Source organism: Gluconobacter sp. GP1, assembly GCF_032913585.1.
GTDB classification, from domain to species: domain Bacteria; phylum Pseudomonadota; class Alphaproteobacteria; order Acetobacterales; family Acetobacteraceae; genus Gluconobacter; species Gluconobacter cerinus.
This window is the reverse complement of record NZ_JASGXC010000007.1, coordinates 53,226-71,533: the sequence shown is the minus strand read 5'-3', so window position 1 is coordinate 71,533 and position 18,308 is coordinate 53,226. Positions and strand designations below refer to the sequence as shown.

The following is an 18,308-nucleotide window of genomic DNA, read 5'->3' as shown; positions in this document are numbered from 1 at the left end:
CGCGTTTTTTTTATGGCTGAGAGTCGAGAGGCAAGAAATCAGGAAGTCCTCGACGGGACTTTGGCGGAATTGAGGCGTCTTTGCGAAGAGGAACCTCTATCCCCCTGAAATTTCATAAAGTTAATGCACGACGAAGACGCGCACTGGTGCTAATTTCAAAGCATGGCCACTTCGAATTTTCTGAAATGTGGTCCGTTTTTCAGTTCTCTGGAGCTTCGTTCTCAGATGCGCCTTTTCAATCGTTCCCTAATCGCCGCCGTTTCTGCTCTGGCCCTGACAGCTGCTCCGGCTTTCGCTGATCCAGTGTCTGCTCCGGTCGAAGCAACGCCTGCTCCGACGGCTCCTGCCGCGCCAGCAGAACCGGCTGCGCCTGCCGCCGCTCCGGAAGCAGCATCCACGGATGCCGCAACGTCTGACAAGACGAGCACCACGAAGAAGCATCATCACAAGAAGCACCACCACAAGAAGCACAAGAAGGCTGCAGCTGCTGCCTCCACGACGGATGAAGCAGCACCGTCCAACTAAAGAAAACTTATTTCAAAAATATAAAATGGGTGAGGGAGCATTTCCCCTCACCCATTTTTTTATTTTCCAAGGAAGCGGACACTCTTGAGATGGAGTATTCTGTTTTCTCCTGGAAGAGAAATAATTATTTTTTTTGCTATTATTTCTTTATGGAAATTTATTAAAAAACAATCTCCGTCGTTAATATTTTCGATTTTGAAATTTTCCATTTTCAATAAATTATTATTTTCGTTGTAATATAAAATTACAAATGGCGTGAGTCTCTGTTTGGTGGTGGAATTTTCTTTTCTATTATAAATTACCATTCCAGTAATAAGAGTATTTTTTGGAAAATCTATTCGCCACCATGGGTTTGTTTCTGAAGACGTATGATTAGCGTAGGACCAATGTGGGTGAGCATTGATTACTCTAGTGGCATCTTCAATAATGGTTTTTCCTCCGGACCAATCTGAAATACTACTTTGCTCCGCTTTGCACCCTGTTAAATCGATGATATTTTTTGGCTCATCAAAGTCAGGTCTGTAAGGAAGAAAATTTCTTTTTATTCCAACTCTATTGTAATGATCTGCAGGGGATGAATACCATCCTTGACTAATTTCCCACGCAGCATCGAGATATCTCTTTACGTACCAGTGATTATCGACAGAGTTAACTTCTACGCTTTGTTTTTTTGCTATTTTTCCATTTTCATGCAGCAACCTTACTGTTGATCGGTCGATCTCTTTTGTAACGAGGGGATGATTTTTATGTGTTTCAATAAAAGAATTAATATTCTCACCATAGAACAGGGGCAGTATAAAAAATCGATATCTGGGATCTTTGTAAGGCACTAATTTCGTAGGAGCTATTCGTATAGAGTAGCAGTTCTGGAGTGCTGGATGTAAAAAACCTGCCATAGGGTAAAATATCTGTTTGGCCTCAGACAGCCACGCTGCGAGCCAAGAATAGGTGCTCACTGCAATGCAGATATTTTGTGCGCCAAGAATTTTTTCAAAGTCCTCGATAACCCCAGCTGATGGAATATAACGTGCATCAGGGAATTCGGCTTTAAGTAATTTTACATAGGCCGGATTATCAAGTTGTCCTAAAAAGACAGGCCGAAGCCCAGTGATCTCTATAAGGTTTTTATAGAAAGAGACAGGTATCATAGGATACCATTCGACCCCACAAGAAATATCTCCGCAGCGAATATTTATGACAAGATCTTTTTCTGTAAAATTAATTTCCAAATTTTCTTTGATATTTAATAATTTTCGGCTTTCGTTTTTGTTTGGAAAATAGTCGATGTTTTGAAAAAATCCCTCCATAATAAATTCGGTACCACCTAGGCGGTGGCTTGCATCTATAATTTGAAGAATATCAAAGTTTTCTTCATCAATTTTGTATTTATATTTTGTGGATGAATATTTTTTTTTTGAAAAATCTATATTTATTTCTGGAATAGAAATTTCTGAAATTATGGATTGTGAAATCTGATCTTTTATTTTGCAAGCAGCTAGGTACTGCATAATTTTATTTCCGAAATTGCATCTCCCGGGAATTTTAATAATATTCATGATAAGTTTGTATCCAAGCTAAGGGCTTTCGAGTGCTCTTTGGATATTAGCAATAAGAAATAAATGGGTCAAAATACACTCTAGTTAATCGAAATTTATTCTCTGCCTGTTTATTTATCGCAATAACAGGCAGAGAATATTTTTACAGATAACGGTCGAGAGAGAGATCCAGTGACGGGATGGCCGTCTGTCGGCCAGAGATCTGGTCTGCAACGATCTGGCCGGAGCCCGCTGCCATCGTCCAGCCCAGCGTGCCGTGACCGGTGTTAAGCCATAGATTGCCGTAGCGCGGAGCTGGCCCGACGATGGGTGTGCCATCTGGCGTGCAGGGACGCAGGCCGGTCCAGTAACGGGCGGCGGAGAGGTCGCCGCCGCCGTACATCTCGTTGAACGACAGTTCGAGCGTTTCACGACGGTCCGGGCTCAGGCGTAAGCTGAAGCCAGTCAGTTCGGCCGTGCCGCCAATGCGGATGCGATCCCCGAGGCGCGTGATGGCAACCTTGTACGTTTCGTCATTCACCGTGGATACCGGCGCACGGCTCTCGTCTGTGATTGGCATGGTCAGGGAGTATCCCTTGACCGGATAGATCGGCAGACGCAGCTCCAGCGGCTTCATCAGGCGCGGGGAGTAGCTGCCAAGAGCCAGCACATACGCATCTGCTGTCATGCGCCCAGCGCTGGTACGAATGCTCACGATGGATTTGTCAGCCGCTTCGATGGCTTCAATCGTGGTGCCAAGACGGAACTTCACACCCTTCTGCTCGGCCATGGCGGCGAGACGACGTGTGAAGAGATGCGCATCACCCGTCTGGTCGCCTGGAAGGCGGAGGCCACCGCGCAGGCGATGGCGGGCATGGGCCAGACCTGGTTCATGCGCAATGATTTCATCGACGTTCAGAAGCTGATGATCCACGCCGCTTTCTGCCAGAAGACGCATGTCCTCGGCTGCGTGTTCGACCTGGGCATCCGTCCGGAAAAGCTGGATCAGACCCTTTTGGTCTCCGTCATACGTGATGCCGGTTTCGTCGCGCAGGGCGTCGATTTTATCGCGGGCATACTCCGCAATCCGAAGCATACGGCTCTTGTTAATGTCGTATGCTTTTTCCGAACAGTTCGCGAGCAGCTCGCCCATGAAGCGGAACATGGCCGTGTCGAAGCGCGGGCGGATGATCAGCGGACTGTGTTTGCTGGTCATCCATTTGGCGACTTTGAACGGCAGACCCGGCATGGCCCATGGTGTCGAGTAACCAGGGGAGACCTGACCGGCGTTGGCGAAGGACGTTTCAAGCCCTACGCCAGGCTGCCGGTCAATAACCTCAACTTCATGACCTTCCTGAGCAAGATACCAGGCGGTTGTCACGCCGATGACGCCGGCGCCCATGACGATGATTTTCATGACAGTTCTGCTGCTTTCCGATTGGTAGAAAACCGTATTTTCGATTTGGTACCGATCAGATCAGCACCAGCGGAAACGGTTGTCTACCCCGGCTTTTCAGCCCGGAACGCCCTTGCTGGTGGAATATTCGAAGTGCAGGGCTGTATCCGGATGAACTATGGCGTGAATGGCATGAACTGCCATCGCACCTTCAGAAAATCCCTGAAGAATTAATTTAAGCTTACCAGGATAGGTTGCCACATCACCGATGGCGAAAATGCCCGGTGTGCTGCTTTCCAAGGTCGCCGGGGTGACCGGAACCGTGTTGCGATGCGTGTCCAGACCCCAAAGCGCGATCGGGCCGAGATCCGTGGAAAGGCCATAGAACGGCAGGAGCGTGTCAGCATCCAGATGGCGGGATTCGCCAGCCAGAGTGGTGACTTCCACCGCAGAAAGCTGGCCGTCCGTACCGTGCAGCGCATGAAGCTGGTACGGGACAACTTTCTCAATGCGGCCTGCTTTGATCTGATCGTCGATGCGGGACAGTGTTTCCGGGGCACCGCGGAAGCGGTCTCGGCGATGCAGCAGATAAATGTGCTCAGCAACATCTGAAAGCGACAGCGCCCAATCCAGAGCAGAATCGCCACCACCGGCAACGACAATTTTCTTGCCGGCGAAATCAGCGCGCTTCTTGACGTAGTACTGAACTGCACCCGTGCGCTCGTACGCTTCCAGTCCGTCTAGTGGTGGACGGTTCGGACCGAATGCGCCAGCTCCAGCCGCGATGATGACAGCCTTGGCTTTCACGGTGTCGCCACGCGCTGTGGTGAGCGTGAAGTCTCCACGGTGGCCCGTCAGGGTTTCCACGCGGGAGCCGAGCAGACGGGGAACGTCGAACGGTGCAATCTGCTGATCCAGCGCTTCGATGAGTGCGCCGCCCTCAATGGAAGGGTGCGCCGGAATGTCATAGATCGGCTTTTCCGGATAGAGCGCCGCGCACTGACCGCCAATGCTGTCGAGCGCGTCAATCAGGACGCAGCTCAGTTTGAGCATTCCGCATTCAAAAGCTGCAAAGAGGGCGGTCGGACCGGCGCCAACAATCGCGACGTCGGTGGAGAGGGTTTGAGGTGAAATCGTCATATCTGTTTCTTAGGCGTTTTGAGTTGAATGGGGTAGACCATCCCGCATGCGGTGCGCCTTTGTCATCCAACATATTAATGCAACAGGTGGAACCGAGCGCTCTGCCTGCGCGGTGATGAACGGGCTTGTTCCGCGGGATGTGACGGTTCATCTGCTGGAACTGGTGGGAAACGGCCCGCCCGTCTTTCCGCTGGATGACAGAATTCCCGTAAAATCCCTGTTTGAAAAGCCGGTAAAAATTTTCAGTTCCTGGCCACGCATTGTTGGGAAATTGGTGCGCTATCTGAAGCGTCACCGCATTGACACACTAATTGTCGTGGAAGCCACACATGCTCTGTATGGCGTGGCTGCGGCCCGTCTGGCCGGGTGTCGGTGCATCGTGTGGGAGCACTTCAATTTCAACATTACGCTGGGGCGTCGCAAACGGGTCTGGGGGCGGCAGATTGCGGCACGATGGGCTGATGATGTGGTGGTCCTGACGGCGCGTGACAAAGCGCTCTGGCAGGCAGGACTATCCCTCAAAGCGTCTCTGTCAGTTATTCCGAATATGGCCCCCCCGGTCTGGCAGACAGCTTATGCGCAGGCTTCTCGTCTTGTTCTGACGGCAGGTCGGCTGACCGCTCAGAAAGGCTATGATCTCCTTCTGAAAGCCTGGGCGATTATAGAAGCCGATCAACGCGGAGCAGGCTGGTCTCTGCTTATTCGTGGAGACGGACCGGAACGGCTCATGCTTCTGCAACAGGCGGCGTGCCTCAAACGGGTGACGATTGCACCCGCGACCCCTCATCTTGACGACGATTACCGGCAGGCCGCGCTCTACGTGTGTTCATCGCGCTACGAAGGGCTGCCGATGGTTCTGCTGGAGGCTGCCTCTGCGGGATTGCCGGTGGTGGCTTTCGATTGCGAAACCGGCCCGGCGGAAGTGGTTGTGCCGGAGGAAACAGGAATCCTCGTGCCACCAGAGGATTATATCGGACTTGCTGAAGCTCTTCTGGCTCTGATGGAGCAGAATGAAAAAAGGCGGCCCATGTCTGACATGGCCCGCCTTAAAGCACTGGAATTTCAGGAAGGCCCCATCATGGATCGATGGATGGCTCTCCTGGGTCAGTCCTGACTTTTCTTCAGCCTGCTGCCTGAAGCGTTACTTTCCGCTCAAGTGCCATACCTAGTGCCGTTGTAACAGCGTCTTCAGAGAATGTGACGCTGGTGTATGTCTGTCCGGCTTCAATGATGCCAGACAGAGTTTTGGCGGAGTGCAGCGCCACAATCTGTTGGGCCATGTCTTGGGTGGTGGACTGGACGAGGCCACGCAGGCTTTCCGGAAGCGCCAGTCCTTCTGCGGCCACGGGCGTCATGACGCAGGGCACGCCCGCAGACAGGCTTTCCAGAACCTTGCCCTTGATGCCTGCCCCGAACCGGAGAGGAGCGACACTGAGGCGCGCCTGATTCAGTACGCTGTCCAGGTTCGGGACATGACCAAGAACCCGGATGTGATCGCTGGCCAGAGCATGGATGCTGTCTGGCATCTCTGCCCCAACCAAAGTGCAGGTAATGGTCGGATCCATGGCCCACACTGCGGGCATGATGTCATGCACCAGCCACTGCACGGCATCGCTGTTTGGGGCATGTGCGTAGTTACCAATGAACAGTAGGCCGTTTCTGTCGTGGCTTCTGCACGATGTGCTCGCCGCAGGTGTTGCCCATGGAACCACATGTACGATGGCTTGCGGCAGATCTTTCCGAAGCTGGGCCGCTTCTGCTTCAGAATGCGTCAGGACAGCATCCGCCTGTAGCGCCGCCCGGTATTCCGCCACCCGAACCTGATTGGCTTTCGCCATCAGTTCCGGTCGGCCCTGCACTGCAGCCTGACGTGCCAGACGCAGGAAGTGAAGGTCTGCGACGCTGTAGAGGACGTAGGCTTTCTGCTGGTTACGGCGGACGAGTGCCATGTAGCGCGTCGCGATGTCTTCACGGTGCAGATACACGACGTCGAAGCTGTTCAACTGGCGACGCAGAACGTCTTCGACGGACGCAAAGAACGGTAGTCCCTGCACCTTTACACTCGGCAGTGAGTCCAGAGGTGCGGTCATGTCCATTTGGTCAGCGGCTACGAAACAGACGTCATAACCCAGAGTTTCGAGGGCCATCATGTGAGACAGGATCGCCTGCGACCCTGCATCCCGCTTGGCATCGGGGCGAAGACTGTCAATGACGAGTGCGCGCTTGCGTTGCGTGGTGGCCTTCGTGGGCATTCCCCGGCGACGGCGCGTGGCATGAAGAGACTGTTCTGCCAGACCACTCACGGCCAGCGCACGGGACTGTCGAAGTTTCTCCACCTGTCCGAGGAGGAAGGACAGAACCTGATCGCCGGACTGTTCGTCAGCGGCGGCAGACACAGCGCGGGCTACAGTCTGCTCCATATCCGCGTCGAAGGCCGTTACGGGTTCCAGAACCTGTGGTGTGCCCAGAAGTGCGCCGTCCTCTTCCCGACGCACTTCCAGAACATGGCGTGTGAGGGGGGAGAGGCCGCCGGGCAGGATCACATCGAAGCCGCAGAGCAGGGGCCGTCCGCTCTTGGCAACATCGGGGCGACGACCGTTCGCCACGATGGAAGCGAGAACCACACCGTTATCGACAATCTGCAGCGTCACGACATCTTCGGAGTCAGCAGGGTTCGTCGCCCAGCCGGAGATGCGATTGCGTGTAGCGATGTCGATGAAGCCATCCAGAGGGGCCACTGGCGACGGTGATAGAACAGCCTGTGGAATTTTTTGCTCCATCTGGTCCATCATCCAGGGCGTGTTGCCCAGGGGAGCATGATCGGTGGCGCGACGCACTTCCAGAACGTGACGATCCAGCGGAGACAGACCGCCTGGAATTTCAAATCGGAAGCCACAGGCTCCACCAACATCTGGCCTTGCCGTTGCAGTGGTGACTTCGCCGAGAACAACCCCATTATCAAGGATCTGAAGACGAACGGCGTCAGTGCTGCCCGGAACGCGCGCCCATCCTTCAATATGAGTGTGGGTTACGACGTCCAGGAAGCCTTCCAGAGCGCCCGTTGCCATACGTGTTTTTGTCGAAAGAGCGTTCAGGCGCGCCCGGATGGCGGCCAACTGAGCGCCTTCTTCAACACGCGGCGCACAATAGCGGGCCTGAACCTGCTTTGCCGCAGGATAAAGCGCATCATACTCAGAGGCATTGTGGAACATGCCGCGAGAGCTGTCGTCTACAAAGGTTTCAGATTGCGCACCGTTTGCGAAGATGACGTCGTGGCTTTCCAGCTCAATGTGGAAATAGGCCACCTCATCCATGCGTTCTGCCTGAAGGATGCTCGTGCCATTGACCAGAGCGACTGCAGGGATCAGGACCCCGTCCAGATACATGGCGTGGAGCGGCGAAACGGACAGGTCCTGCTGGGGCAGATTGTTGCCCAGAGAACCGCTCCGGAAAATGACTGGCAGGATGTCGCGGTTGCCATTGGCGAACGTACCCGAATAGCTGCGGCGACCGATCCAGTGAATAGCTCGCAGACCGTTCGAGCGGGTCTGAACCAGGTCACCGATTTCAAGCTGCTCGACGGGAATTTCCCCGCGGTTCGTCAGGATGAGCGTGCCACGGCAATAGCACGGCGTCCCTTCGGCCAGCAGGAGTGTGCCGCCTGTACTGTCAGACTGAACTGTGAAGAAATCGGCGGCGTAATCGCTGTCGAGAGCAATCGTATAGGTGTCTGTGCCGTTGGAGATTTCCAGCGTGGAAGGGTCTGTCAGGGTTGCTGTTGTGCCGCTGGACCAGGCGAGTTCCGGCAGATCCACTTTTGCACCACTGGCAAGATGGATATTCTTGGTCGTGCTGCCGGCATAAAGTGCCAGACGGCTGCCATCACCAACGCTGATGTTCGAGGCTGTGCTTCCGCTGTGAACGGCAGCGGTCTGACTATTCGTTAGAGCAACGTCGGACAGAGCTGCGCCGCTTGTGGCGCTGTAATCTGTCATTTCCAGCAGGGTCAGGGACGGATCGTGATCCGATTCACCATCCAGCTGCCCTGTGTTGATATGCAGGGTCTGGAACTGGCCTGCATTGGCGAACCCGTCCGTGCCGATGGTGTGATCGAGGGACTGAGCGTTACCTTCGTAGATGTAGGTGTAGCGGTTGCTCGCGTCTTCCTTGGTTTCCATGTCCGTCAGGCCAGCGTTGGCATAGACCTGATTGGCGTCGCTCCACGCTACGTCATTGAAGTCTCCGAGGATGCCGATCTTCGCGGTTGGATCGCTCGAAAGCTGGTTCTGGACGTAGTTCGTGATGTACTGGGCCTGCGCGATACGGTTGTTAACCGTCGCCGTCGTGCCGCCATGGTTTACCGGGGGCTGGGTTGCGCCATACAGTTCCGAACTTCCAGCCTGGGAGGACAGATGCACGTTGATGAGCGTGACGTCCTTACCGTTGAACTCGAAGGTTCCAACCAGTGGCAGGCGGGTATTCTTGAACGTGCCGCTCAGTTCCTCACTGCCGATGGTGGTAACGGGCTCTTTCAGCGTGACGCGGTCTGCGTTGTAGAGGAACACGCTACGGATGTTGCCGCCCGTGACACCGCCCTGCGTGTTATTGGCAGGATCAACCTGAGCCCAGGAATACGTTGGGCCACCGGCATCTGTGATTGCCTTGACCAGCGCTGCGAGGTTTTGCTCGGCGCTGACCGTACCGTCGCTGGTTGTGCCGCTGTCGTCCTGGATTTCCTGGATAGCCAGAACGTCCGGGTTGTCGAGGTTCTGCACGATGATCTTGGCAACCTGCGCCAGACGGTCTGCATTGGCCGGATCAAGAGCGTTGAAATTCTCGATATTATAGTCACTGACGAGAAGATTCTGCTCGTCCTTGTGGAAGGTCGTGACCGGCGCAGGCGTTTCTGTGTGAATGACCGTGACCTGTGTGGTCGGGATCAGTTCATAGACGCCGTTGTAATAGGTCAGAACACCTGTGATATCGCCAAGCTTGTCTCCCACCTCGGCACTGATGGCAGAGCCAGGGGTGACACCGCTGTCGTAATAGATTTCGACGCGCTGGGTGTTGATGCTGCTCTCGGTGCTCTGAAGTGCACCGGTGGGCGTCAGGAGGCCATTACCATTATCAGGCACAACCCATGTGGCATTGGACGCGGTGGCGCCGGTCGCCACGACATCATGCAGGGTAATGACCTGACCGATGAGGTTACGATAGAAATCAAGAGCGTTCGTATCGGGGCTTAGAGACGCCGTGCTCTTGTTAAGATCGATCGCCTGCTCAAGGTCTCCGAGGTAAGATGCGGCTGGAACCGTCAGGCCACCCTGACCAATGACCGTCGGAGCAATCTCTGCGTAGGTCGCGCCCGTATCGGTGTAAGAGACCAGATTGATCTCCGGCAGCGTGAGGGACTTGCTCCAAGAGGTACCGGAGTAGTTCGTGACGGTGCCGGTAATGGTAACGGTTTCACCCACGGTCGGAAGGGTGGCTGTCTTACCCGCATAGACAAAGATGCCTGTGCTACCGATGCTGTCCTTGTCTTTGCTAGCCTGCTGAACCCAGAAGCCGATGCTGCCATTCGTATCGATTGCCGTGACGACGCCAGTGGTTGTGACGCTGGCACCCGCATACGGGCTGTAATAGCCGACGCCATTGATCTGCTGGATTGTCAGGGTCTGGGGCGTGGTGCTGGTTCCGCCAGACGAGCTTCCGCCTGTTTCCGATCCGGTGCCAGTACCCGTTCCACTCCCGGTATCGGAGCCCGAAGAGCCTCCCGTGCCGGTATCAGAGCCACCTGTGTTGGTGCCTGTTCCTGAACCGCCTGTAGCGCTCCCGTCATTGGCGGCTCCCGGTGTGACCAGAACCGTTCCCGCAGCGGCAGTGGTTCCGTAGCCTTCGATACCAGCCAGTGAGGGGTCATCAATTGCCCAGTCGGAGGCGCTGTTTGTGTCCGTTCCATCCGGAATGCGGGAGGCGCCGGCAATCAGCTTACCCGTCAGAACCGGAGCGCCAGCATAGGTCGGATCACCGCTGCCACCGTCTGAAACGGCAATGGTATCTCCAATCTCAGACCAGGGCGTGGAGGTGAACGTCCCACCATTGGCTGTATCGAGATCATCGCCAGCCTTGCCGGTGAAATTCTTGACCAAAAGGACAGTTTGCGTGCCGTTCTGCAAAGCATTCGTCTGGTATGGCGTCACCCAGTAGCCAGCGCTGTTTGTTGTTCCAAGCTGAAAAACGTTGTCAATTTTGCCCGCGACGCTGCCGTCACCATCAACAATGATCAGTGACCATTCACTGTAATCTGTGTCGGCATCCCCTTTGACTTCAATAAATTCGTTCGGATCTCCCGATGCACTTGGATTGAACATGAATTCATTGATCAGAAGGTTGGACGTCATCGGTAAATACCCTGATTGGAATGGTCTTGTTCAGAATGGTTACTGAAAAGTTAAAAACCATTTCTCTGTGTATGTAATAAAGAGTCAATAAGGATTGTTTGAATTTTTCAAATAATCACAAAACGTTCACTTTATTTCGTTTTGTGTCATGTTTTATGCTTGTGACGAGCAATGCCCTGTTGTCAGAAAGCAGAACATCCACCGCTTGATGGATGAGACGTGCGGCGTCACATTGTGGGGATGCAGATACGTCTTCTCGATCAGTCCTCGACCGAACATCTTGCCGCCCGAATCGCCGGGCTGTGCGCTCCGGGCGATTGCATTGCCCTGTCAGGCGGTCTGGGGGCCGGGAAAACTACCTTTGCGCGGGCATTTCTGCGGGTTCTGGCCCGTGATCCGCAGATGGAAGTTCCAAGCCCGAGCTTTGCACTGGTTCAGCCCTATGACACGTCTGCCGGGCCGGTTTTCCATTATGACCTATGGCGGCTGGATGGGCCGGATGCGCTGTATGAACTGGCTTGGGATGAAGCCTGTGAAGGCATCATGCTGGTGGAATGGCCAGAGCGCGCTGAAGATCTTCTCCCTACCAATGCCCTGCATCTGACGCTGACCTCTGGCGCGACAGAGGATGAACGGTTTGCAGAGCTGACCGGTTGGCCGGACGAGCGCCTGAGCGGGATTGCGCCATGACCGTTGTGACGATTGCCGGTACCGAACCGTTTCTGGATCGGGTCGCTCATGAATGGCTGAAGCAGGATCCTGCCGCAGGAACGGACGGTCCGGGCCTGCTGCTCGTGCCGAGCCGTCGTGCCGGCCGTGCGTTGATGGAAGCGTTCCTGCGCGTGCTGGATGGAAAGGCATCCCTTCTGCCGCGCATCGTTGCGATCAATGACGTAGATGAAGAGGCGCTGGCGTCCATCGGGATTGATGTCTCGTTGCCCCCGGCTGTTGAACCACAAAGACGGCTGGCTGTTCTGTCCATGCTGATTCTGCAAACGCCCATTGTCAGTGTCGGAGTGGACAAAACCAAAGGCATTGATCGGGCATGGCCTCTCGCCAAGGCGCTGGCGGACCTGATGGATGAGGCCGAGCGCAGTGGTATCGATCTGGCGAAAAGCCTGCCGGACGCTGTGGAGGAACGCTTTTCAGAACACTGGCAGCAGACGCTGAAATTTCTGGAAATCGTCACGACGATCTGGCCGAAATGGCTGGAAGAAGAAGGTCTGTCGAACCCCGTAGCCCGTCAGGTCGCACGTCTGAAAGCGCAGGCGGCGGCGTGGCAGCATGTCCCACCCCACACGCCCGTTTGGGCGGTCGGGTTCGCAGATGGGTCTGCAGCGGTTTCAGATGTGCTGGCGGCGGTTGCGACGTTACCCGCCGGGCTGGTGATCCTGCCGGGTGTTGATCTGGACCTGCCTCAGGCGATGTGGGACGCGCTTCCTGCGTCACACCCACAGGCTGGTCTTAAGGAAATTCTTACGGATCTGGGGCTGACACGCGACGATCTGACGGATTGGGACGGCGGCAGGGATCGGGCCAGAGAGCGCCTGATGCGTGGCGTCATGCTGCCGGAACAGGGGATTACGGCCTGGGGGCGGGATCTGAACCCGCGTAATATTTCCGGCCTGTCTCTGCTTCCCGCACAGGATCAGCAGCAGGAAGCGCAGTCCATCGCGCTGATCCTTCGGAATGTGGTGTCTGTTCCCGGCCAGACCTGCGCGCTTGTGACGCCGGATCGCAGTCTGGCTCAGCGTGTTGGGACCGAGCTTTTGCGGTTCGGGATTTATGCTGATGACAGTGCCGGTGAGCCTCTGGCGCAGACGCCAGCCGCCGTGTTCCTGCGCCTGATCGCCACGGCAGCCGAGGCCCAGCTTTCCCCGGTGGCTCTGCTTTCCGTTCTGAAACACCCTTTGGCGTCTCTTGGTCGGACACCGGGTAGCTGTCATGCCTCGGCCCGTCGGCTGGAGCGTCTGTTGTTGCGTGGACCTGCACCTGCACCTGGGATCGCGGGCCTCAAAGCGGCGCTTGAGACGTATATCCAGAACCAGCGTGACCCGGACAATGGTGCCAGCGCAGATGCTCCTGATGAGCCGGAAGGACCAGCGGCATTCATCGCCCGGATTGAAGCCGCTTTCGAGCCTTTGCTTGGCCTGTCTGGCGCGGTTCCACTCCCTGAATTGCTGGAAGCCTTGATTCATACCGCCGAAGCCTTGGCCGCGACCGAAACAGAACTGACCGCAGAGCCTGAAGAAGGCCTGCATCCGGGCGGGCGTCTCTGGATGGGAGATGATGGTGAGGCGCTATCCCGCCATTTGGCCGCTTTGATTCAGCACACTGGCATCCTGCCACCGCAAAGGTTGGCGCATCTGGATTCCTTTTTGAATACATCCATGGCAGGGCAGATGCTGACGGGCTTGCGCGCGCATCGGGGCGGTGTGGAACTGGCCCATCCGCGTGTCACCATTCTAGGTGTGCTCGAAGCGCGTCTGCTGGCGTTCGATGTGGTGGTTCTGGGTGGATTAAACGAAACGGTCTGGCCGCCTGCGACTGATCCGGGGCCATGGTTGAGCCGACCTATGCGAACGCGTGTTGGTCTGCCGTCTCCTGAGCGGCAGATCGGCATCAGCGCTCATGATTTCGTCTCAACGGCTCTGGCCGCTGGGGAGGTCGTGTTCTCCAGTTCCGCCCGGCGTGACGGTGCACCGGGTGTGCCCGCGCGCTGGATGGTGCGAATGGAAGCGTTTCTGGGTGGCCGTGGGCAGAAACTGCCTGTGCATCCCGCGCTCGAATGGCAAAAGGCGATGGATCAGCCGCTGGATGGTGCAGAAACCGTGGCTCCCCCAGAGCCAAGGCCTCCTGTGGCACTCCGGCCGCGTCGTCTGAGCATCACGGAGATCGAGACGTGGATGCAGGACCCGTATGCCATTTACGCCAAGCATGTCCTGAAGCTGAAGGCGCTTAAGCCGCTTGAAGAAGGTGCGGAACACGCGGATTTCGGCATGATTGTGCATGAGGCCATGGATCGCGTTCTCAAAGATTATCCGGATCGCTGGCCGCAGAATGTGGCCGCATCCCTAAAGCGCGCGTTCGCAGAAGAACTGGCCAAGGCCAATATGCGACCTGCGCTGGTCAGTTGGTGGGCCCCAAGGCTGGAGCGTATTGCGGACTGGGTCGCCATACAGGAGCGGACCCGGCGAGAACAGGAACACGCCGTCGCGCGGCATATGGAAGTGTCTGCGTCGTTCAAGATCGAAGCTGCACGTGCACCGTTCGAACTGCGCGGTAGGGCGGACCGCATTGATGTTGATGAAGACGGCAAGGCGACGATCTTCGATTACAAGACCGGCTCTCCGCCAACAGGCAAAGCGGTAGAGGGCGGATGGTCCGTTCAGCTTGTTCTGGAAGGGGCATTGCTGGCTAAGGGCGCTTTCGAAGGCGTTCCGGCTGCCGAAACGAAACAGCTTCTGTACTGGCATCTGACAGGCGGCGATGATCCGGGGAAAGAAAGCGAAGTCCCAAGCCGGAAGTCCAGCCTTGATGCGGCGGCCCTGATTGGTGAGGCCATGGAAAAACTGCGTAGCCTCATCGACGAGTACGACCAGCCCGATCAACCCTATCGCTCCCAGCCCTGGGCCGGACATGTGCCGCGCTACACGGATTACGCGCAGTTGGCGCGGGTGGATGAATGGCGCGCGGCCTATGCGGAAGGAGACGATTCATGAGCGAGATCCGCAACCGCGCTGACGTTATTGCTGAAGCTGATCGCACGCAGCTTGCCGCGTCTGACCCGATGGCGTCCGTCTTCGTGTCCGCGTCTGCCGGATCGGGCAAGACCAAGCTGCTGATTGATCGTCTGCTTCGTCTGATGCTGCCACTTGAAGTGGACGCGGATGATGGATCGATTGTGTTGACCGAAGGGGCAAACCCGTCCCGCATCCTGTGCCTGACCTACACAAAGGCCGCCGCCGCCGAGATGGCCAACCGTCTCCAGTCCCGGCTTGGTGAATGGGTGTCGCTCCCGGATGAGCGTCTGGGCCGGGAACTTGAGAAACTGCGTGTCCCCAATACGGATGAGACACGTCGTGCGGCCCGTGCGCTGTTCCTGAAGGTTCTGGACCTGCCGGGCGGTCTGCGGATCGAAACGATCCATGCGTTCTGTCAGTCGCTTCTGCGCCGTTTCCCACTTGAAGCCTCAGTCGATCCGCATTTCACCCTGATGGAAGATACGGACACGACGCTCGCTTTGCGGGAAGCCATGGAAGACGAGCTCGCCAAAGCTCCGAAAATCGTGGCGGAAGTGGCGGGGACCATCGGGATCGACCGGTTCTTCCAGAGGATTCGCGCTCTGAACATGGAAGAAAGCCGCGTCCGTCCCCTGCTGGATCGTTGGCAGATGCTGCCGGACGCTGTGCTGAGCGCCTATCGGGGTGCTCTGAAGGCAGGGCAGGAGGCCGCGTCTGATCTGGAAGGGTTGATCTGTAAGCCTCGCAAGGAAGCGGAATTGCGGGCCGGACTTCAGGCGGCGCTCGGCGTTGTCACGGCTGCTGCGAAGCCCACTGTGGAGCAGATGCTTCTGTGGCTTGGGACACAGTTGGAAGACCGTTCGGCCCCCGTCTGGAGCAAATGTCTGCTGACGGACAAGGGCACCGTGCGGCAGATGAACCGCATCATCAGCAAAAAAGCACAGGACGTCGTTCCTGAAATCGTGCCGCTGCTGGAAGAGGAAGGCCAGCGCCTCCTCGATCTGACAGAAAGCATCAAGCGTGCCGTGCTTCTCTCACTGAATCGCGCACTTCTGTCCCTTGCCGCGCCGATGCTATCCAGCTTCCGTGAGGGCAAGGCCGCGCGTGGACTGGTAGACTACAACGATCTCATTCAGGAAACGCGGAATCTGCTGGAAGATCCAGGGGCGGCCTGGGTGCTCTACAAACTGGATGGCGGTATCGACCATCTTCTGCTGGATGAGGTGCAGGATAATTCCGGCCTTCAGTGGGAGATTGCCGGGGCTCTGACATCCGAGTTCTTTTCCGGTGAGGGCGCATGGGAGCAGGGACCGAGACCCCGCACCGTGTTCGCGGTCGGTGACTACAAACAGTCCATTTACGGATTTCAGGGCGCTGATCCTGAACAGTTTCATAGCTGGAGAGCCGAATTTGCCCGCCGCGTTCAGAATGCGGGTCTGCCGTGGCGTGATCCGGATCTGAACGTTTCGTTCCGCTCCGTCACACCTGTTCTGTCTTTCGTAGATGCGGTCTTTTCCCAGCCGAATGCGGCACACGGACTGTTAGAACAGGGGCAGGAGGCACTGCTTTCCCATGTCTCCGCGCGTCCGGGGCAGGGTGGGCGCGTTGAACTCTGGCCGCTCGTTCCGGTGCTGGAAGGCGAGGACGACGATGAAGGTCTGACGCCCTGGCAGGCTCCAAAAGCCAATACTGGCCAGCGCAGTGCACCACAGCGTCTGGCGGAGGCCCTTGCCGGGTGGATCGATCAACAGATTGGCCGTTCGCCGCAACCGGGTCAGGCGCCGTTGAAAGCCGGTGATGTCCTGATTCTCGTCCCGCGTCGTTCGTCATTCCTGCGCTCCCTGATCCGGGCGTTGAAGTCGCGGAATGTGCCGGTGGCAACACTGGTGCGCGTTGGTCTGACACAGCAGGTCGCTGTGCGCGACCTCATGACGCTCTGTGCGGCACTGCTTTTGCCACAAGACGATCTGACACTGGCGGCGGTTCTGACCTCACCCCTCGGTGGACTGAGCGATGACTCCCTGATGGCGCTGGCGACAAAAGACGGCCGCGCCCACGCCCTTGGCCCGAAAGGTCAGCCGCTCTGGACTGTCCTGCGGGAACGTCATCGGGAGCGTGCGGAGTGGCAGGCGGCATGGACGATGCTGTCCGCGCTTTATGCACGGGTGGATTATGCCACGCCGTATCGTCTGCTGGCCGAAGCCCTTGGCCCGCATGGCGGGCGCACAAGACTGCTGCGTCGTCTAGGGCCGGAAGCGGCTGAACCGGTGGACGAATTGCTGACGGCCGCCTTGCGCTATGAGGGACTGCACCCCCCTTCGCTTCAGGGGTTCCTGCATTGGCTGGAAGCCAGCGAAATCACCAGTAAGCGTGAAGCGGAAAGCGAGACCGGGGCTGTCCGCGTCATGACTGTGCATGGATCGAAGGGATTGCAGGCCCGTTTGGTCGTGATGCCGGATACGTTGTCCCGTGCGCCAGCCAGTGGAGACTTCCTGTGGGAAGAAGCCGCCGGGCTGGACCTTCCGATCTGGGTCCCGAAGAAAGATGCTGGCACGGATGTCACGACCGCTTTGTCTGCCCGGGATGCAGAGAAGGCGCGGGCGGAAAACAACCGTTTGCTCTATGTGGCCCTGACGCGCGCCAGTGACTGGCTGGTGATTTGCGGAGCATCCACGAAACGCCAGCCGGAAGACACAAGCTGGTATCGTCAATGTCAAGCAGGGTTTGAAACGCTCATCAATGCACGATCCGAACCGCTGGGACTGGGGTGGGACGGAGACCGTCTGGTTCTGGAAGAAGAGCGAAGTGTGGCTCCTGCGCCCGATGCCGCGCCGCAGATCGTCACGCCCATGCTGGACTTGCCGGTCTGGCTAGGCCGTGCGCCCGAGTGGCGCGCGGATGTTGCGCCAATAGAAGACGCCATGACCCGGCCTCTGGCGCCAAGCCGGCCGGATGGCGCGGAGTTTGGCGAAGTGCCCGCAGCCCGCTCCCCGCTGGAACTTCTGGCGGGGAGGCCAAAGCCAGTTCGGGAACAGGCCATGCGGCGCGGCACGATGATCCATCGCCTGCTTCAGCTTCTGCCGGAAACGCCTTCCGAAGATCGGCTGGCACTCGCAACCCGTTGGCTTTCCAGACCTGCGCTTGGGCTAACAGAGAACGAGGTCGGGCGTCTGACGGATCAGGTCATGGGCGTCCTGCATCATCCGGATCTCGCACCTCTGTTTCAGGCAGGTAGTCGGGCCGAGCAGCCAATATCGGGCATCAGTGAGGGGCGCGTGGTTCTGGGGCAGGTGGACCGTCTCTGGATCGGGGACGGAGAAATCTGGATCTGCGATTACAAAACGAACCGTACTCCACCGATTCGCGTTGAGCGTACACCCGTGGCCTATGTGCGGCAGATGGCGGCCTATCGGGCTGTTCTCCAGCAACTGCACCCCGATTTTGCCATTCACTGCTCGCTGGTCTGGACGGAGGGGCCCTCTGTGATGGTTCTTCCAGATGAGCTTCTGGATCGTGTACTGGAGGGGTCTTGATTTAATGGGCAGGCTCTTGCAGTCCTGACCAGAGA

General features: G+C 56.9%; 9 protein-coding genes. 5 read left to right on the top strand and 4 right to left on the bottom strand.

The window, feature by feature from the left end:
- Positions 1–225: 225 nt before the first annotated feature.
- Positions 226–525 carry a hypothetical protein gene (locus R5H23_RS14225; RefSeq protein WP_046900907.1) on the top strand — a complete coding sequence of 100 codons (300 nt, stop codon included), beginning with the start codon at positions 226–228 and terminating at the stop codon, positions 523–525.
- 59 nt (positions 526–584) lie between these two features.
- Here R5H23_RS14225 and R5H23_RS14220 read toward each other — a convergent pair whose 3' ends face one another.
- The 3 genes from R5H23_RS14220 to R5H23_RS14210 form a co-directional block, all read right to left on the bottom strand.
- A complete protein-coding gene (locus R5H23_RS14220) occupies positions 585–2,033 on the bottom strand; it encodes a discoidin domain-containing protein (RefSeq protein ID WP_317215842.1) in 1,449 nt (482 codons plus the stop codon).
- A gap of 190 nt (positions 2,034–2,223) precedes the next feature.
- Entirely contained in the window at positions 2,224–3,477 is a 1,254-nt protein-coding gene (locus R5H23_RS14215) for a D-amino acid dehydrogenase (RefSeq protein ID WP_211510071.1), read from the bottom strand.
- A 96-nt stretch (positions 3,478–3,573) separates the two neighbouring features.
- Positions 3,574–4,596, bottom strand: coding sequence for an NAD(P)/FAD-dependent oxidoreductase (locus tag R5H23_RS14210; RefSeq protein ID WP_202206227.1), 1,023 nt, complete (start codon positions 4,594–4,596; stop codon positions 3,574–3,576).
- Between the two features lie 46 nt (positions 4,597–4,642).
- Between R5H23_RS14210 and R5H23_RS14205 the strand changes: the two genes are divergently transcribed.
- Complete coding sequence (locus tag R5H23_RS14205) at positions 4,643–5,710, top strand: glycosyltransferase family 4 protein (protein ID WP_317215841.1); 1,068 nt, start codon at positions 4,643–4,645, stop codon at positions 5,708–5,710.
- A 7-nt stretch (positions 5,711–5,717) separates the two neighbouring features.
- On the opposite strand, the gene R5H23_RS14200 is transcribed toward R5H23_RS14205, so the two are convergent.
- A complete protein-coding gene (locus R5H23_RS14200) occupies positions 5,718–10,997 on the bottom strand; it encodes a Hint domain-containing protein (RefSeq protein ID WP_317215840.1) in 5,280 nt (1,759 codons plus the stop codon).
- A gap of 240 nt (positions 10,998–11,237) precedes the next feature.
- Between R5H23_RS14200 and tsaE the strand changes: the two genes are divergently transcribed.
- From tsaE to addA, 3 genes are read left to right on the top strand one after another with little or no spacing between them, the layout of a single operon-like run.
- Complete coding sequence (gene tsaE / locus R5H23_RS14195; RefSeq protein WP_317215874.1) at positions 11,238–11,687, top strand: tRNA (adenosine(37)-N6)-threonylcarbamoyltransferase complex ATPase subunit type 1 TsaE; 450 nt, start codon at positions 11,238–11,240, stop codon at positions 11,685–11,687.
- Entirely contained in the window at positions 11,684–14,719 is a 3,036-nt protein-coding gene (addB, locus tag R5H23_RS14190; protein ID WP_317215839.1) for a double-strand break repair protein AddB, read from the top strand. The genes tsaE and addB overlap by 4 nt, the downstream gene beginning before the upstream one ends.
- Positions 14,716–18,273 carry a double-strand break repair helicase AddA gene (gene addA, locus R5H23_RS14185; RefSeq protein WP_317215838.1) on the top strand — a complete coding sequence of 1,186 codons (3,558 nt, stop codon included), beginning with the start codon at positions 14,716–14,718 and terminating at the stop codon, positions 18,271–18,273. Before addB ends, addA begins: the two co-directional genes overlap by 4 nt.
- Positions 18,274–18,308 lie beyond the last annotated feature (35 nt).

Excerpts from the sequence above, each read along its gene's own strand:
- R5H23_RS14225 (WP_046900907.1), top strand. The coding sequence starts at position 226 with ATGCGCCTTTTCAATCGTTCCCTAATCGCCGCCGTTTCTGCTCTGGCC.
- R5H23_RS14220 (WP_317215842.1), bottom strand. The coding sequence starts at position 2,033 with ATGCAGTACCTAGCTGCTTGCAAAATAAAAGATCAGATTTCACAATCC.
- R5H23_RS14215 (WP_211510071.1), bottom strand. The coding sequence starts at position 3,477 with ATGAAAATCATCGTCATGGGCGCCGGCGTCATCGGCGTGACAACCGCC.
- R5H23_RS14210 (WP_202206227.1), bottom strand. The coding sequence starts at position 4,596 with ATGACGATTTCACCTCAAACCCTCTCCACCGACGTCGCGATTGTTGGC.
- R5H23_RS14205 (WP_317215841.1), top strand. The coding sequence starts at position 4,643 with ATGCGGTGCGCCTTTGTCATCCAACATATTAATGCAACAGGTGGAACC.
- R5H23_RS14200 (WP_317215840.1), bottom strand. The coding sequence starts at position 10,997 with ATGACGTCCAACCTTCTGATCAATGAATTCATGTTCAATCCAAGTGCA.
- tsaE (WP_317215874.1), top strand. The coding sequence starts at position 11,238 with ATGCAGATACGTCTTCTCGATCAGTCCTCGACCGAACATCTTGCCGCC.
- addB (WP_317215839.1), top strand. The coding sequence starts at position 11,684 with ATGACCGTTGTGACGATTGCCGGTACCGAACCGTTTCTGGATCGGGTC.
- addA (WP_317215838.1), top strand. The coding sequence starts at position 14,716 with ATGAGCGAGATCCGCAACCGCGCTGACGTTATTGCTGAAGCTGATCGC.